Genomic DNA, 16,448 nt, shown 5'->3' on the forward strand with positions numbered 1-16,448 from the left:
GCAGGCCGGCTCCGGATGAATGTCGAAGAGCTACAGGGCAATTCCCGCCACGCAGTCTGCATCGAGGACGCGCTGGCGATCCGGTCGGGAGTCCGCGCCGCGCACGCCTATCCGCGTACCGGATCGGTGGTGGTCTGGTACACACCGGGGCGCTGCGATTCGGCGGGCCTGATCGACACCATCACGGCCGTCATCGCGCAACCCGGCGAGCCACGTGCACCGGCCGTCCCGCGCTCCGCCGAGGTGACCAACACCGACGTGATGCGGATGACCATCGGTGGGGTGGCCCTGCTGGCACTGGCCGCTCGGCGGTACGTACTGCGTCGCCCTCCCCTGCTCGGACCCACCAGCCGGCTGTTCGCCTCTGCGGTCACTCTGATCACGGGCTATCCATTCCTGCGTGGCGCTCTGGCGTCGCTGCGCGCAAGACGTTCGGCGGGAACCGATCTGCTGGTGACGGCGGCCACGCTCGCCAGCCTGGTGCTGCGGGAGAACGTCGTCGCCCTGACGGTGCTGTGGTTACTCAACATTGGCGAGTACCTTCAGGAGTTGACGCTGCGCCGCACCCGGCGGGCGATCTCCGATCTGCTCGCGGGCGGCCAGGACAGCGCCTGGATCCGGCTGGTCGACGGCACCGAGGTGCAGGTAGCGACCGACTCGCTGGCGATCGGCGACGTCGTGGTGGTCCACGAGCAGGTCGCCGTCCCGGTCGACGGCGACGTCGTCGACGGTGAGGCCGTCGTGGACCAGTCGGCGATCACCGGTGAACCGCTCCCGGTCAGCCTCGGCCCCGGCGATCGGGTGCATGCCGGGTCGATCGTCGTGCAGGGCCGCATCGCCGTTGCCGCGGTGGCCGTCGGCCACCAGACCACCATCGGGCGCATCATCACGCGCGTCGAGGAGGCCCAACGTGACCGCGCACCAATCCAGACCATCGGCGAGAACTTCTCCCGCCGGTTCGTGCCGGCGTCGTTCCTGCTGTCGGCGCTGACCTTCGCGATCACCGGCGATGTCCGGCGGGCGATGACCATGCTGCTGGTCGCCTGCCCGTGCGCTGTCGGGCTTGCCACGCCCACGGCGATCAGCGCCGCGATCGGCAACGGTGCCCGGCGCGGGATCCTGATCAAGGGTGGCTCCCACCTCGAGCGGGCCGGCAACATCACCGCGGTCGTCTTCGACAAGACCGGAACGCTTACGGTCGGCCGGCCGGTCGTCACCAATGTCGTTGCCTTCCATAAGGATTGGCAGCCCGAGCAGGTACTCGCCTACGCGGCGAGTTCCGAGATCCACTCTCGTCACCCACTGGCCCAGGCCGTGATCCGGTCCACCGAAGAGCGCCACATCACCATTCCGTCGCACGAGGAGTGCGAGGTCCTGGTCGGACTGGGCATGCGTACCCGCGCCGATGGCAGAACACTGCTGTTGGGCAGCCCAGAACTGCTGCGCCGCGAGAAGGTCCGGGTGTCCAGGAAGGCGGCCGACTGGATGACCCGGCTTCAGCAGCAGGCCGAGACACCGTTGCTCCTCGCGGTGGACGGCACTCTGGTCGGCCTCATCAGCCTGCGCGACGAAGCGCGACCCAATGCCGCCGACGTGGTGGCCGGGTTGCGAGCACGGGGCGTCCGACGTGTCGTGATGCTGACCGGCGACCATCCGGAAACCGCCAGGGCCATCGCGGATGTCGTCGGCATCGACGAGTGGCAGGCCGAGGTGCTGCCGGAGGACAAGCTCGCAGTCATCCAGCGACTACACGACGAGGGCCACACCGTGGCGATGGTGGGTGACGGCGTCAATGACGCACCGGCGCTGGCCGCCGCGGACATCGGTATCGCCATGGGCCTGGCCGGAACCGACGTCGCGGTCGAGACGGCCGATGTCGCGCTCGCCGGCGACGATCTGGCGCGCATCCTCGATCTGCAGACCCTTGGCTCCCGCGCGGTGCGGGCGATCCGGCAGAACTACGGGATGTCGATCGCGGTGAACGCGGTGGGACTGATCGTCGGCGCCGGTGGCGCACTGTCTCCGGTGATGGCGGCGGTCCTGCACAACGCCTCGTCGGTGGCGGTGGTGGGCAACAGTTCACGGCTCATCCGCTTCGAGTTGGCCGCAGCGGACTAGGCGATGAGCGCCCGCACAGGATTTCGGTTCTCGCTGTGACAGCCGTCAGGACAGCTGGGTGACCTGGTAGGCGTTCTCGGCGTGCCGGGAGCGGATGGTCTTCTTGTCGTACTTGCCCACGCTGGTGCGGGGGATCTCGTCGACAAAGGTCCAGCGCTCCGGCAGCCACCATCGAACGACCTTGTCCGCCAGGTAGTCCCGTAGCTCCGCCGGAGTCACCTGCGCGTCGTCGTGCAGGACGACCGCGGCCAGCGGCCGTTCCTGCCAGCGCTCGTCCGGCACGCCGACCACCGCGGCCTCCCGCACCGCCGGATGCCCGATCAGGTGGTTCTCCAGATCCACCGAGGAGATCCACTCGCCACCGGACTTGATGACGTCCTTGGCGCGGTCGGTCAGGGTGATGTAGCCCTGCCCGTCGATACGGCCGACGTCACCGGTGCGCAGCCACCCGGACTGGAACTTCGACTCATCGGTGTTGCGGTAGTACGAGCCGGTGATCCACGGCCCGCGCACCTCCAGCTCGCCGACCGCCTCGCCGTCGTGCGGCAGGGCGGTGCCTTCGTCGTCGACGATGCGGGCCTCCACGCCACACATCGGCCTGCCCTGCGTGCCGCGCACCTCCCACAGCTTGTCCGCAGGAGTGTTCGGCGCCGGCCACGCCAAGGTGGCCATCGGCGAGGTCTCGGTCATCCCCCACAACTGGCGGATCTGCACACCGTGCTTTTCCTCGAAGGTCTTCATCAGCGACACCGGCACGGCCGAACCACCACAGGCCACCAGCCGCAGCGACGAAATATCGTGGCCGGTATCGCGATCCAGGTAGTGCATCACGTCGTTCCAGATGGTCGGCACGGCACCGGCCACGGTGGGCCGCTGGGTCTCGACGAGATTCACCAGTGACGGTGCGTCCATGAACCGGTCCGGGAGCACGATGTCCGCCCCGGCCATCAGCGCCGCGTACGGCAGGCCCCAGGCGTTGGCGTGGAACATCGGCACGATCGGGAATGCCTTGTCCGAGAAACTCAATCCCATGCCGTTGCCGCTGCACACGGCCATCGAGTGCAGGTAGCTCGACCGGTGGCTGTACACCACCCCCTTGGGGTGGCCGGTGGTACCGCTGGTGTAACACATTGCCGCAGCAGAGTTTTCATCGACATCGGGCCAGTCGAACTGGTCGGACTCGGCGGCGGTCACATCCTCGTAGCGGACAACCTTCTTGCCGGAGCGCTCGAACGGCTCCAGGTCACCGGCGCCGACGGCGATCACGGTGTGCACGGTTTCCATCTTGGGTAGCACCGGGGCCAGGATCGGCGCCAGCGACAGGTCGGCGATCACCACCGTGTCCTCGGCCTCGTAGGCCACGAATTCGATCTGTTCGGGGAACAGCCGGATGTTGAGGGTGTGCAGCACCGCACCCATCGAGGGCACGGCGACGTAGGCCTCCAGGTGCTCCTGGTTGTTCCACATGAAGGTGGCCACCCGGTCGTCACCCTCGACGCCAAGCCTGCGCAGCGCGTTGGCCAGGCGCGCGGCCTGTTGACCGACATCCCGATAGGTCGCATGCCGGTAACCACCGTCGCCGGTCGCAGTCGTCACGGTCCGGTCGCCGTGCACGGTGACGGCGTAACGAAGGATGGCCCCGACGGTCAACGAGAACTGCTGCATGGTGCTGTGCATGGCGCCTAACCTATCGCCGCGGCCGGGCGATGAGAGACAGATCCCCCGAGATGTCAGACGATGACGCTGCCATGCTGAAGCGGTGACCGTCGCCAAGTCGATTCTGTTGTTCGTGGCCGCCGCGCTGCTGGAGATCGGCGGGGCCTGGCTGATCTGGCAAGGTGTGCGTGAGCACCGGGGCTGGCTGTGGATGGGCGTGGGCGTCGCCGCCCTGGGCGCCTACGGCTTCGTGGCCACACTGCAACCGGATGCGAACTTCGGCCGGATCCTGGCCGCCTACGGTGGGGTGTTCGTCGCCGGGTCGCTGCTGTGGGGGATGGCCGCCGACGGGTTCCGGCCGGATCGCTGGGATGTGATCGGTTCAGCGGTGTGCCTGCTCGGGGTGGGGCTCATCATGTACGCCCCGCGGCGCTGACGCATGACAACGGGCCCGGCGCACTGCGGCCGGGCCCGTCATCACGGTCTCACTGATTCGACTTCTGGCGCTGCTCTTCGGCTTTCGCCTCGCCACGCGCCTTCTCGGCCTCGGCTTCCTTGGCGGCGGCGTCACGCTGGGCCTCCGCCTTGTCCTGCTGGGCCTTGCCTTCTTCGGTGAGGTCACCGCGGCCGGTCACCGTCCCTACGGCTTCCTTGGCCTTGCCCTTGACGTCTTCGACGACGCCCTTGATGCCTTCTTGCGGTCCGCTGTTGTTCTCTGCCATGGGCCCTCCCCTGGTATGCCGGACGTGTGTGCGGTGGGCTGCCCCGATCCTCGTCGACCGTGGCCGCCCAAACTCTGGCTTCCCCGCCTCGATGGCGCTAAACGCAGTGCAACATTTCGGTCGACGCCGGCGATACAGGAGGAGGATCATTGGGGGCGTCAGAAGGAGGATGCGCGAATGCGCACAACATGGATGCTTGCCGCGGTTGCGGCAGCGGGCGCAATCGTCGCCGGACCTGCCGCCGCCGCGTGGGCGGACAACACCTCGGCCCAGCAGACCATCAACCAGCTGCAGCAGCAGGGCTACACCGTCAACATCGACCGGATCGGCACCGCGCCGATGTCACAGTGCGTAGTGACCAGCGTCCGCAACCCGCAGACCGTCACCCAGTGGGTCCCCTACGTGGGGCCGACGCTGGGCAGGAACAACGGCAACGTCCTGGTGCCCGTCGTCACCAGCCAGACCATCTCGGTGTCGCTGGACTGCACGGGCCGCGGCTGATCGCCCGCGGTCAGGAGGCCAGCAGCGCCAGATCGCTGGTGGAGCCCAACTGCAGCGCGCTGATCGCACCGCTGTAGTCGGCGGCATACAACCGGCCCTGCGGTCCGGCCGCCAGGCAGGCCAGCGCACCGCCGACGGCGATGTGGTCGATGACCTCGTGGGTGGCGGTGCACATGACGGCGATCTGGTCGCGGTCGACGAAGTAGGCGAGATCACCGTCGTGGCCGAGCACCAGCGAGGTGGGGATGCCCCGCACACCGATGGTGTCGATCACCCGCGCGCCGGCCACGTCGATGACGTTGATGACGCTGCCCAGCTCGGCGTCCCAGCCGGTGGCGAAGATCTTGCGGCCATTGGGATGTGCGGCGATCTCACCGATGGATCCGCCGAGGGCGACCGTGCCCAGCACGACACAGCGGGTGGTGTCGATGACCACGAGGCTGCCGCCCGAGGTAGTGGTCAGCGCCACGAACAGCCGGGTGCCGTCGGCGCTGAGCTGCACCGCCTCTACCGAGGCTGCTGACACGGGCGAGACGGCGACGGCGCGCAGAGCACCGGACTCGACGTCGATGACGGCGACGTCGGCGCGGTCATCACCGATGCGTGCGACGTACAGGGTGTCACCGGCCGGGCTGACGGCCAGGCCGCGCGCGGCCATCTCCAGGTTCTTGGCGGCGAAGGGCACCGCGGTGGCCGTGTCGACGGCCACGATGGCGTCCTCTTCGGTCGAGGCCGAGGTGACGTAGGCCCGATCGGCGATCACTACGGAGTAGGGCTCGGCGATGCCGCTGACCGTCGCGGTCACCGTCATGGTGGCGGTGTCGATGATCGAGACGGCGTCGGCGCCGTAGTGCGCGACCACCAGGCGCCGGCCGTCGGGGCTGACGGCCATGTCACTGACCGGACCGTGCGTGGCGGCCACCGAGCCTGCGGCACTGACGATGGGAGCCGTGATGGGCTCGAGCCCGACCTCGTCGAGCAGCGCCGGAAGAAGGTCACCGGTCGGTGCGCGCTTGATCGTGGGCAGCGACGACAACCACAGGGAATGTGCTGCAGCGACCCGCTCGGCCACCGCTGACGTGTTTGCCATGATCTCGTTCCTCCGACAGCCTTCAGCAGGCTGAGTTTCGTGTTGAGCGTGCATGTGACGCCAGGAGGCGTCGCGTGTCTTTCAGTGTACCGAGACAGTTAACCCAGAATTTGCATTCCCGCGAGGCCAATTCACATCCGTCGCGCTGGTCTCAGGTGCCGTTAAGCCAGCGATCGTTATCAATTTGTTGCATTCCGCGAATGAATTTCAAATACTAGCCTTGAGCTGCTGCTTTGACTTAGATGAATACATGTTGTGGGCGCACGGACAATGCCGTCGGCTAATGAAATTCTCACCCCTTGGCGATCGGTAGTTGCCAACATCACAATGCCCCAGTGATGTCTAAATTCTTAAGGATTACCCTTAAGGAACTGACGCTGGCGACGGTGTGCCGGACCACAATCGCGACCGATCAGCGGGCGGACGCACCGGAACTTCGCTGCTGGCGGCAGTTAGTGAGGCCGTCTCGACACTTCGCTAGTGGTCCAGATCACAGCATTTCTCGGCCCATTGGCCCCGGTCAGCTCGCCGGGCTGATCACTGCGCACGCCACCCGCTTGCCCGCGTCACCCGTGGCCATCGTCTGCTCGTCCGGACCGGGCTTGCCGTCGACGGTGTAGCGCTGCGGGATATTGGCGAAGTTGTCCGCGCCTTCATGGATGATCAGAGCCGTTCCCTGCGGCCCGGTGAGATCGGCTTTGGTGAAGGCAGCGGTGGTGGTGACCAGCTTGGCCGACCCGTCCGGGCGAACCTGTAACGACGTCAGATCCCCGCTGGCCGGGTGGCTGGTATGCCCCTGGACCTGAAAGTGCCCGCCCGCGGAGTTGAAATTACCGGGCGCCCCGCCGCTGGGGGCCACCGAATCGGGCTCGCATTTGCCCACCGAGTGGATGTGCAGACCATGGAATCCGGGGGTCAGGATGCCGCCGGCCACGGTCTCGACCGTGATCGTGGCAAAGCCGCCGGAGAAGTCGAAGGTGGCGTTGGCAACGGTCTTACCATCGGGTGTTTTCAGTTGCGTCACAAGGCTTTCCGCCCCCGCTGCGGCCGACGACGACGGCGACGACGACCCGCCCTGGCTTGCCGAGGGATTGTTCGAGCAGGCGGACACGACAGCAACGGGGAGGATCAACGCGGCAACGCCGGCGCGCACAGGTGTCAACATCTGCCGAGCCTACCCACGGCACGAGCCCGGAAAACTTCCGATCTGCTGGGAGTCTGGCGTCTGAGCAGGGCGAAAAGCCACCAGCGGAAGCTGGCGAACCAGCCGGTGGCGGGCAGCCGGGCTCCCGTCGTAGGGCCAGCCCACCAACGCCGAGAGAACCTTGCGCACGACCGGGGCCACCAGTCGGTGCCGCCGCTCGTAGTCGGCCACGACACCCGCGGCCTCCTCGGCGCCCAGTGCGCGGTGGTCGGCGGCGAACACGATCCGCCCGATCTGGACACTGCCGGGCGAACCGGCAGCCAGGTTGCGGAACCAATCCGCGCTGGGTCCAGTTCCGGCGATCACCATCACCTCGTCGCCCTCGATGGCGAGGACCTCGAGCACCGTCCGATAGCGCTTGCCCGAGGTCCGGCCCTGATGTGTCAGGCAGAGGAACCGCCGGCCCAGCAGCCAGCCGAGGCCGTGGTCGTAGAACCGGACCGGTGCACGCCACATGGACACCGCATACCCGCCGCGCTGTGGCCGAACACTGTGCCCCATCGGCAAATACTGGGCAGTTGCTCCAAGCAAACGAGGCAAAACCTGAAGGCATGTGCCGACCCGCAGATACGCCCCTCCCGGTGCGACGACACGGCCCTGTGGCAATGGGCATAACATTTGCGGTCTTGGTCTCGAAACGGTAAACACTGAGCATGCCCTTACCGGCGTCCCTGATCTCACCGGAGCCTCCGGGGTGGCGTGATCGCAAGCGTTACCTGTGGTTGTTCAGCACGATCATGCCCGGGATGGTCGGACTGTCCTGGCTGTGCGTGTTCTTCCTCGGGCCGTCAGCGTTCTGGTGGCTGGGCCTGGTGCTGGTCTTCGTCATCGGGCCGGTGCTGGACTATCTCGGCGGCGCCGACACCGCAGGTCCGCCCGACGGCGCCCTTCTCGCACTGGAGAAGGACCCGTTCTACCGCTGGGCAACGTACCTGTATCTGCCCTGCCAATACCTGTCGCTGGCTTTCGCCTGCTGGCTGTGGGCCGGTGGCGGCTGGCTGTCGATGAGCACCGTCGACAAGCTCGGCCTGATGGTCGCCGTGGGCATCGTCGGCGGCTGCGCCATCAACGTCGCCCATGAAATCGGCCACACCAACCAGCGCACCGAGAAACGGCTGAGCAAGATCGCGCTGGCGCAATGCTGGTACGGCCACTTCCCCGTCGAGCACAATCACGGCCACCACGTCCGCGTCGCCACTGTCGAAGATCCGACGAGCTCGTGGCTCGGTGAGAGCTTCTATGCGTTCCTGCCGCGATCGGTGGGCGGGCGAGTGCGCACGGCCTGGCGGCTGGAGGCCCGCCGCCTCGCCCGCCGCGGCCACTCACCGTGGTCGCTGCGCAACGAAGTGCTGACCGCGTGGCCGATGAGCCTGGCGCTGTACGCGGGGTTGGCGGTGTGGTTCGGTCCGGTGGTCCTGCCGTGGTTGATCGGCCAGGCGGTGGTGGGCATCTGCCTGCTCGAGATGGTCAACTACATGGAGCATTACGGGTTGCGCCGTCAGAAGCTGCCCAACGGCCGCTATGAGCGAGTTCGTCCGGCGCACAGCTGGAACAGCAACAGCGTGCTGTCCAACATCTTTCTCTTCCACCTGCCGCGGCACTCCGACCATCACGCGAACCCGATGCGGCCGTACCAGGCGTTGCGGCATTTCGACGAGGCGCCTGAGCTGCCCGCCGGCTACGCGGCGCTGCTGCCGCTGACACTGGTGCCGCCGTTGTGGCGCCGGCTGATGGACCACCGCGTGGTGGCGCACTACGGCGGTGACATCCGCCTGGCCGCTTTGCCGCCGAATCACCCGTTGATGGCTCACAATGAAACGTCACCCGGGCGGAAGGTACCCGCTCACGCGCGTTAGTTGAGGGCCATGGACCAGCAGGACGATCCCGAGAAGCGCATTCGGGAACTCGAGCAACCGCTGACCGACATCGCAGGGACCGCCGAGCTGGGCACCACCCCGATGGGGCAACAGCCGCCACCGCCCGCCTGGGCTCCTCCGCCGATACCACCACCCCCGCCTCCGGGTTACTACGGTCAACCCATTCCCGGCATGCCCCCGGTTGACCAACCGTCCTCCCCCGGCATGAAACTCGGCTGGATCATATTGGCGCTGTTGGTCGTCGGCCTACTCATCGGTGGCGGTGCGATCGCCCTCACCACCATGTTCGCGACCAAGACGATCACCTCGACGCCCACCACCCCGCCGATCTCGGGCGGCGGTGGCCCGTTCAGCCCGACCTCTCGGCCGCAAAGCCCCGCGCCCACCGCCGAACCCGAGGAGCCACCGACGACGGCGGCCACCGTCCAGACCTCGGCGCCCGGAGAGACGGTCAGCGTCTCGGGCATCGAGGAAAACAAGACCATCGTCTGCAACGACAACCCGGTGACCGTCAGCGGGATGCAGAACACGGTCGTCATCACCGGCCATTGCACCCGGGTCGAAGTGTCCGGGATGAACAACATCGTCACCGTCGACTCGGTCGACGTGATCAGCGCATCCGGCATCGACAACAAGGTCACCTACCACTCCGGGTCGCCCACCGTCGACAAGTCCGGTTTCGACAACGTCGTCGAGCAGGGCTGAAGTACCACGCCGACAACGCCTTTGGCCTTCGGCGCGCCGGCACGCGCCGAGTGTGCACCGGTTGCGAAACCAGGCCCACTTGTCGCAACCCCAGCACGTTCGGCGAGACGTTCACCTCTTGACGCGCACCCTCGATAAGTCGTGTCGCCGTTACCCGGCAGGAGCAGGCCCGGGCCACTAGCGTGAACGTCGCCAGAACACGCACGGTCAGGGAGGCCAACACATGGGAGCTGACAGGTTACGGCGCGGGCTGAGTCGATGTAGGCCCCGCCGCGCGGCCGCTGTCGCCGCGCTGGCAGCCGTCGTCTTCGCCACGCTATTCGGCACTACGCTGCTCTCGCCCAGCCCGGCCGCCGCCGAGGGTGAAACCTATGTGATCGCCACCGACACCACCTTCGCGCCCTTCGAATTCCAGGACAAGCAGGGCAAGTTCGTCGGCATCGACATGGATCTGATCCGCGCGATCGCGCAGGACCAGAAGTTCAAGGTCGACATCAAACCGCTGGGTTTCGACGCCGCACTACAGGCCGTACAGGCCAACCAGGTCGACGGCGTCATCGCGGGCATGTCGATCACCGACAAGCGCAAGCAGGTGTTCGACTTCTCCGAGCCCTACTTCGAGTCCGGCATCCAGATGGCGGTGCTCAAGACCAATAACGACATCAAGTCCTACGAGGATCTGCGCGGCAAGCGGGTCGCGGTCAAGAACGGCACCCAGGGCGCCACCTTCGCCAACTCCATCAAGGACAAGTACGGCTTCCAGGTCGTCTCGTTCGCCGACTCGTCGTCGATGTTCGACGAAGTGAAGACCGGTAATTCGGTGGCCGTGTTCGAGGACTACCCGGTGTTGCTGTACGGCATCGCCCAGGGAAACGGCTTCAAGACCGTCACCCCCAAGGAAGATCCCACCGGCTACGGGTTCGCGGTCAACAAGGGCCGCAACGCCGAACTGCTCTCGAAGTTCAACGCCGGCCTGAACAACCTGAAGAAGTCCGGCGAGTACGACAAGATCATCAACAGCTACCTCGGTGAGGGTGCGACCAACGACGACAACTCGTTCCTCGGACTGATCAAGAGCACATCGCCGATGCTGCTGGCGGGCCTGAAGATGACCGTCATCCTGACGGTCGTCTCGATCGCCATCGCCTTGGTCCTCGGCGTCATCTTCGGCCTGTTCCGGGTGTCGCGCTCGATCTGGTTGCGCGGTATCGGCACCACGTTCGTCGACATCTTCCGCGGCACACCCCTGCTGGTGCAGGCGTTCTTCATCTACTTCGGCATCCCCTCGGCGCTGGGCTTCCAGATGAGCGCGCTCACCGCGGGCATCATCACGCTGTCGCTCAACGCCGGGGCCTACATGACCGAGATCGTGCGCGGCGGTATCCAGTCGGTGGACAAGGGGCAGATGGAGGCTGCCCGCAGCCTCGGTATCGGCTACCTGCCTACCATGCGCAAAGTGATTCTGCCGCAAGCGATCCGGACGATGATCCCGTCCTACATCAACCAGTTCGTGATCACCCTCAAGGACACCTCGATCCTGTCGGTAATCGGCATCGCCGAACTGACCCAGACGGGCCGGATCATCATCGCCGGCAACTACCAGTCGTTCAAGATGTGGCTCATCATCGGTGTCATCTACTTCGTCGTGATCATGGCGCTGACCAAGCTCTCGGATCGTCTCGAGAAAAGGATCGTGAAATGACCGAACTCGTCCCCGAGACTGCCGCCGCAGAACCAGCGGGCACCGTCAAGATCCAGATCGACAACCTCAAGAAGGCCTTCGGTGAGTTGGTGGTGCTCGACGGCATCACCACCGACATCAAGCAGGGCGAGGTGGTGTGCGTCATCGGGCCGTCGGGCTCGGGCAAGTCGACGTTCCTGCGCTGCCTGAACAAGCTGGAGGACATCACCGCGGGCAAGATGGTGGTCGACCACTTCGACCTCACCGACCCCAAGGTCGACCTGGACAAGGTGCGCCAGCACATCGGCATGGTGTTCCAGCACTTCAACCTCTTCCCGCACATGACCGTGCTGCAGAACGTCACCCTGGCGCCACTGCTCACCAAGAAGATGGACAAGGCCGCCGCCGAGAAGAAGGCGATGGACCTGCTCGGGCAGGTCGGGCTGGCCGAGAAGGCGGGCGTCAAACCGTCCACCCTGTCCGGTGGGCAGAAGCAGCGGGTGGCGATCGCCCGCGCGCTGGCGATGAGCCCGTCGATCATGTTGTTCGACGAGGCCACCAGCGCGCTGGACCCGGAGATGGTCGGCGACGTGCTGGAGGTGCTGCGCCAGTTGGCCCAGGGCGGTATGACGATGGTGGTGGTCACCCACGAAATGGGCTTCGCCAGGGAGGTCGCGTCCCGGGTGATCTTCATGGCCGACGGCAACATCGTCGAGGATGACACCCCCGAAGAAGTCTTCGGAAACCCGAAAAGCCCACGGCTACAGGAATTCCTGTCCAAGGTGCTCTAGCACTGTGACAATCGGCCCCTGCTCCCCTACCGGGACGGCAGGGGCCGATTGCGATCTCGGCACCTATTGGTTGTGCACAATTTAATTGTGCCCTATAGTGGCTCTCGTGACTGCTCCACGACTCGACGACCAGCTGTGCTTCGCGCTGTATTCGGCGTCTCGCGCAGTGACGGCGGCCTACCGGCCGCTGCTGGCTGACCTCAACCTCACCTATCCGCAGTACCTGGTGCTGCTGGTGCTGTGGGAGGAGGGCCACGCCAACGTCGGCCGGTTGTGCCAGCGGCTACACCTCGATTCGGGCACCCTCTCGCCGCTGCTCAAGCGGCTGGAAGCCATCGGTTACATCACCCGGGAACGCTGCGCCGACGACGAACGTCGGGTCGAGGTGGTTCTCACCCCGACCGGAAAACGGCTGCAGCACAAGGCGGCCTGCATACCCGAGCGGCTGATGCAGACATCGGAAATGAGCCCGGACGATATCGTCGCGCTCCGCGACGCAGTGCTGCGCCTGTCCGAGGCAGTGCTTTCACACCACTGAAGAAAAGGGATTTGACATGAAGGTTCTCTACACCGCTGAGGCCCTGGCCACCGGCGAGGGACGCGACGGCCACGGCCGCACCTCCGACGGCAAGGTCGACGTCGAGCTGAGCATTCCCAAGGAGATGGGTGGTTCCGGCGTCGGTACCAACCCCGAGCAGCTGTTCGCTGTCGGCTACGCGGCCTGCTACCACTCGGCGCTGCGGCTGGTCGCCCGCCAGGAGAAGGCCGACGTCTCGGATTCCTCGGTGGGAGCTCGGGTGTCGCTGGGCGCCAATGATGCCGGCGGGTTCACGCTCGCGGTGGAACTGGAGATCACGCTGCCCAACGTCGACCACGACACGGCGGTGGCGCTGGCCGAGAAGGCCCACCAGGTGTGCCCCTACTCCAACGCCACCCGCGGCAACATCGACGTCGCACTGACAGTCACCGACGACTGACCTTCAGCGACTGACCTTCAGCGGCGGACGTCCGGCGGTGGCATGGCCGGCGTTCCGGCGGCGATGACGGCCCGATTTCGTTCGGCGACAACGGGTATCGGCATCTTGACCACCCACCTGTCGTAGCTGAGGAAGCCGTTGACCTCGTTCTCGACATCGGTGGTCTGGGTGTAGATGGCACCCGAGAGGCCACCGGCACGCACCTGGGCTTCCAGGGCGCGGCTCACCGCGACGTAGCGCGCGGTGAGCTGGTCGGGACGGCGGGCCAGTTCATAGGCCTGCGGACGGCCCGGCCACCGGTTATGGTCCAACACCAGCCCGAGGCCGCCGTACTCGCCGTCGACCCGCACCCTCGGGTCGCCGGGCACGGACGTCTTTCCTGGGCCGACGTAGGTGTGGTCGTCGTAGATGTCACCGGCGCGGCTGTCGGGCCGCGACTTGCAGCAGTTGACCCCGCTGTTGGCGTCCACCATCCGAGTCGGGTCGGCCGTCTTCACCAGATTGGCGATACGGGCGGTGTCGAACTCGCCCCACCCTTCGTTGAACGGCACCCAGCCGACGATCGAGGTGACGCTGCGCAGCTGGTCGATCATCGCCAGCAGTTCGCGTTCGAAGTTGGCCTTGGCCGCCGGGGACGGCTCCGGCGCGGGGCCCACCGGAATGTCGAGTGAGACATCGAGCGACGGCATGTCCTGCCAGACCAGCAGGCCCAGGGTGTCGGCCCAGTAGTACCAGCGCGCCGGTTCGACCTTGGCATGCTTGCGCACGAAGTTCATCCCGAACTCCTTGGTGCGCTGCAGATCGGAACGCAGGGCGTCGTCGGTGGGCGCGGTGTAGATACCGTCGGGCCAGTAGCCCTGGTCGAGTGGGCCGTGTAGGAAAGTGGTGCGGCCGTTGAGCGCGATCCGCGGGCGGCCCTTGGGGTCGCGGACAGTGCCGATGGTGCGCAGCCCGGCGTAACTGGACACCGCGTCGAGCACCCTGCCGGCCGGACTGACCACTGCCACCGTCAGGTCGTAGAGGTAGGGATCGTCGGGCGTCCACAGCCGGGGTGCCGCAACCGTGAGGCGAAGCGGTGCACCGGCCGGACCCGACGAGCTCGCGACCACCCGGCCGCCGCGTTCGGAGAGCAGCGCCACCACCCGCTGGTCGGTGGTGCCTGCGGTTCTCGGGCGCAGCGTCAGGCCGGTGAGGTCCGGGGTGATGTCGAGCTTGTCGATGTGGGCGGGACGCACCGGTTCCAGCCAGACGGTCTGCCAGATGCCCGAAGCGCCCGTGTAGAACAGACCCTCGGGATCGTTGCGCTGCTTGCCCACCGGAAACGGGTTGGCTTCGTTGCGGTCCTGCGCGCGCACCACGATCTCGTGGCGCCCGGCCCGCCGCAACGCCGGGGTGATATCGGCGCTGAACTCGGTGTAGCCGCCCTCGTGGTGGGCCACCTGCTGACCGTTGACCCATACAGTGGCGATCTGGTCGACGGCACCGAAGTGCAGCAGGATGCGCCGGCCCTGCCAACCGCTGGGCAGCGTGAACACCTTTCGATACCACATCTCGTCGTCATGTCTGCCGATGCCGGACAGCGCCGACTCCACCGGGTAGGGCACCAGCACCTGTTCCCGGTAGGCCCCCGGCGGCGGTGGCGCGGGTAGTGCGGCTCCGGCCGACCGGCCGGTGTAGCCCCAGACGCCGTTGAGGTTGAGCCAGTCGGCGCGCACCATCTGCGGGCGCGGATAGTCAGGTAGGGCGTTACCGGTCCCGACGAACTTGGTCCACGGCGTGGGCAGCAGGGCGGGCTTCGGGTGGAACATCACGACGGCCTGCGCCGGCGCGGTGCCGGTGGCGATGAGCGCCAGCACGACCAGCGCGGCGGCCGCGATGCGACCGACCCAGGGCAGCACGAAGCCACCGGGCATGACAGTTCCCCCATAGACGACTCATCGGCGGCGCGCCCCCGCGACGCCACTGGCGTGGATTGTGGATTTCGCCGTTGGCACTGTAGTCCTCGGCGGGCCCGATTGTCGCAAAGTGCGAAAGATGTTTTCGCACAGTGACTTTTCATTCGGGCGCCGGTGGCTTTTCGCTCTCTGCAGGCGGAGCGTTACTCTCGCGGGCATGGCGATTCCGGTCATCGCACTCACCGGTTATCTCGGTGCGGGGAAGACGACGCTGCTCAACCACGTACTGCGCACGCCGCGGGCAAGGGTCGGTGTGGTGATCAACGACTTCGGCGAGATCAACGTCGACGCGGGCTTGATCAGCGGCCAGATCGACGAGCCCGCCTCGATCGCCGGCGGCTGCATCTGCTGCCTGCCCGAGGACGGTCAACTCGATGCGGCGCTGGCGCGGCTGGCCGATCCGCGGCTGCGCCTGGACGCGATCATCGTCGAGGCCAGCGGGCTGGCCGACCCGGCCGCGCTGGCCCGCATCATCGGCTTCAGCGAGATCGGCGGGGTGCGCGACGGCGGTGTGGTCGACGTCATCGACGCGGCCCGGCATTTCGAGACCGTCGACTGCGGCGGGGTGGCCCCGGCCCGCTACGGTGCGGCCACGCTGGTGGTGGTCAACAAGCTGGACCAGGTCCCGCAGCCCGAGCGCGCCGCCACGCTGCACCGCATCGAAGACCGGGTGCGCGAACGCAACTCGCGCGCCTACGTCGTCGGGGTCAGCGAGGGCCGGATCGATCCGGCCCTGCTCTACGACGTCGCCGCAGCGGTCGACGAAGGAGGTCAGCTGTCGTTCCGCGACGCGTTCGTCGACGAACCGTCAGACGTCCATCATCACGTCCACGCCGATGCGGTGACCGTGACGGCGCAGACGCCAGTGGACACCGAACGTCTGCTCGAGCTGTTGGAGGCACCGCCGCCCGGGGTGTACCGGATCAAGGGGCAGGTGGCGGTGCGGCACCGGTCAGCCGGGCGCACCGTCGTCGTCAACGTCGTCGGGCCGTCGGTTCACCTGGCGCGCGGGGCAGCGTCGGGGACGCGCAGCGACCTGGTGGCCATCGGGATGCACCTGGACGTCGAGGCGGTGCGCACCCGGCTGCACGAGGCGCTACGCCCCGCGGACGGCCCGCCGTCCACGATGGCAGCCCGCCGGCTGCAACGGCACCTGAGCGGAGGGTGAGCC

16 protein-coding genes are annotated in these 16,448 nt (G+C 66.8%); 10 read left to right on the top strand and 6 right to left on the bottom strand.

Translation table 11 applies throughout. The annotated features are described in order from the left end of the window. The first annotated feature begins 15 nt into the window (after positions 1-15). Positions 16-2,118 carry a heavy metal translocating P-type ATPase gene (locus tag G6N35_RS13710; RefSeq protein ID WP_163807663.1) on the top strand — a complete coding sequence of 701 codons (2,103 nt, stop codon included), beginning with the start codon at positions 16-18 and terminating at the stop codon, positions 2,116-2,118. A 45-nt stretch (positions 2,119-2,163) separates the two neighbouring features. On the opposite strand, the gene G6N35_RS13715 is transcribed toward G6N35_RS13710, so the two are convergent. After that, positions 2,164-3,795 carry a long-chain fatty acid--CoA ligase gene (locus tag G6N35_RS13715; protein ID WP_163804752.1) on the bottom strand — a complete coding sequence of 544 codons (1,632 nt, stop codon included), beginning with the start codon at positions 3,793-3,795 and terminating at the stop codon, positions 2,164-2,166. An 82-nt stretch (positions 3,796-3,877) separates the two neighbouring features. Here G6N35_RS13715 and G6N35_RS13720 point away from each other — a divergent pair, with 82 nt between their 5' ends. Beyond that, entirely contained in the window at positions 3,878-4,210 is a 333-nt protein-coding gene (locus tag G6N35_RS13720; RefSeq protein WP_163804753.1) for a YnfA family protein, read from the top strand. A 49-nt stretch (positions 4,211-4,259) separates the two neighbouring features. Here G6N35_RS13720 and mbp1 read toward each other — a convergent pair whose 3' ends face one another. Continuing rightward, positions 4,260-4,496, bottom strand: coding sequence for a microaggregate-binding protein 1 (gene mbp1, locus G6N35_RS13725; RefSeq protein WP_163804754.1), 237 nt, complete (start codon positions 4,494-4,496; stop codon positions 4,260-4,262). Between the two features lie 177 nt (positions 4,497-4,673). Here mbp1 and G6N35_RS13730 point away from each other — a divergent pair, with 177 nt between their 5' ends. Then, the gene (locus G6N35_RS13730; protein WP_163804755.1) at positions 4,674-4,997 is read left to right on the top strand and encodes a hypothetical protein; all 324 of its coding nucleotides are present in this window, start codon (positions 4,674-4,676) and stop codon (positions 4,995-4,997) included. Positions 4,998-5,007: 10 nt separating this feature from the next. Here G6N35_RS13730 and G6N35_RS13735 read toward each other — a convergent pair whose 3' ends face one another. The 3 genes from G6N35_RS13735 to G6N35_RS13745 form a co-directional block, all read right to left on the bottom strand. Beyond that, on the bottom strand, positions 5,008-6,087 hold the full coding sequence (locus G6N35_RS13735; protein WP_163804756.1) for a YncE family protein: 1,080 nt from the start codon (positions 6,085-6,087) through the stop codon (positions 5,008-5,010). Positions 6,088-6,607: 520 nt separating this feature from the next. Continuing rightward, positions 6,608-7,252: a superoxide dismutase[Cu-Zn] gene (gene sodC, locus G6N35_RS13740; RefSeq protein WP_163804757.1), complete on the bottom strand. Its 645-nt coding sequence runs from the start codon at positions 7,250-7,252 to the stop codon at positions 6,608-6,610. Positions 7,253-7,261: 9 nt separating this feature from the next. Next, positions 7,262-7,792 (bottom strand): nitroreductase family deazaflavin-dependent oxidoreductase, encoded by a 531-nt coding sequence (locus G6N35_RS13745; RefSeq protein ID WP_197748425.1) that lies wholly within the window; start codon positions 7,790-7,792, stop codon positions 7,262-7,264. Between the two features lie 152 nt (positions 7,793-7,944). On the opposite strand from G6N35_RS13745, the gene G6N35_RS13750 reads away from it, so the two are divergent. The 6 genes from G6N35_RS13750 (at position 7,945) to G6N35_RS13775 (ending at position 13,322) form a co-directional block, all read left to right on the top strand. Beyond that, positions 7,945-9,147 (top strand): alkane 1-monooxygenase, encoded by a 1,203-nt coding sequence (locus G6N35_RS13750; RefSeq protein WP_163804758.1) that lies wholly within the window; start codon positions 7,945-7,947, stop codon positions 9,145-9,147. A gap of 9 nt (positions 9,148-9,156) precedes the next feature. After that, a complete protein-coding gene (locus G6N35_RS13755) occupies positions 9,157-9,873 on the top strand; it encodes a DUF3060 domain-containing protein (RefSeq protein WP_163804759.1) in 717 nt (238 codons plus the stop codon). A gap of 223 nt (positions 9,874-10,096) precedes the next feature. After that, positions 10,097-11,575 (top strand): amino acid ABC transporter substrate-binding protein/permease, encoded by a 1,479-nt coding sequence (locus tag G6N35_RS13760; RefSeq protein WP_163804760.1) that lies wholly within the window; start codon positions 10,097-10,099, stop codon positions 11,573-11,575. Beyond that, on the top strand, positions 11,572-12,345 hold the full coding sequence (locus G6N35_RS13765) for an amino acid ABC transporter ATP-binding protein (RefSeq protein ID WP_163804761.1): 774 nt from the start codon (positions 11,572-11,574) through the stop codon (positions 12,343-12,345). The genes G6N35_RS13760 and G6N35_RS13765 overlap by 4 nt, the downstream gene beginning before the upstream one ends. Before the next feature lie 106 nt (positions 12,346-12,451). Continuing rightward, on the top strand, positions 12,452-12,883 hold the full coding sequence (locus G6N35_RS13770) for a MarR family winged helix-turn-helix transcriptional regulator (protein ID WP_163804762.1): 432 nt from the start codon (positions 12,452-12,454) through the stop codon (positions 12,881-12,883). A gap of 16 nt (positions 12,884-12,899) precedes the next feature. Next, the gene (locus G6N35_RS13775; protein ID WP_163804763.1) at positions 12,900-13,322 is read left to right on the top strand and encodes an organic hydroperoxide resistance protein; all 423 of its coding nucleotides are present in this window, start codon (positions 12,900-12,902) and stop codon (positions 13,320-13,322) included. Between the two features lie 17 nt (positions 13,323-13,339). On the opposite strand, the gene G6N35_RS13780 is transcribed toward G6N35_RS13775, so the two are convergent. Next, positions 13,340-15,235: a glycoside hydrolase family 2 protein gene (locus G6N35_RS13780; protein WP_163804764.1), complete on the bottom strand. Its 1,896-nt coding sequence runs from the start codon at positions 15,233-15,235 to the stop codon at positions 13,340-13,342. 199 nt (positions 15,236-15,434) lie between these two features. Here G6N35_RS13780 and G6N35_RS13785 point away from each other — a divergent pair, with 199 nt between their 5' ends. After that, positions 15,435-16,445, top strand: coding sequence for a CobW family GTP-binding protein (locus tag G6N35_RS13785; protein ID WP_163804765.1), 1,011 nt, complete (start codon positions 15,435-15,437; stop codon positions 16,443-16,445). Positions 16,446-16,448 lie beyond the last annotated feature (3 nt).

This window comes from Mycolicibacterium anyangense (assembly GCF_010731855.1).
GTDB lineage: Bacteria > Actinomycetota > Actinomycetes > Mycobacteriales > Mycobacteriaceae > Mycobacterium > Mycobacterium anyangense.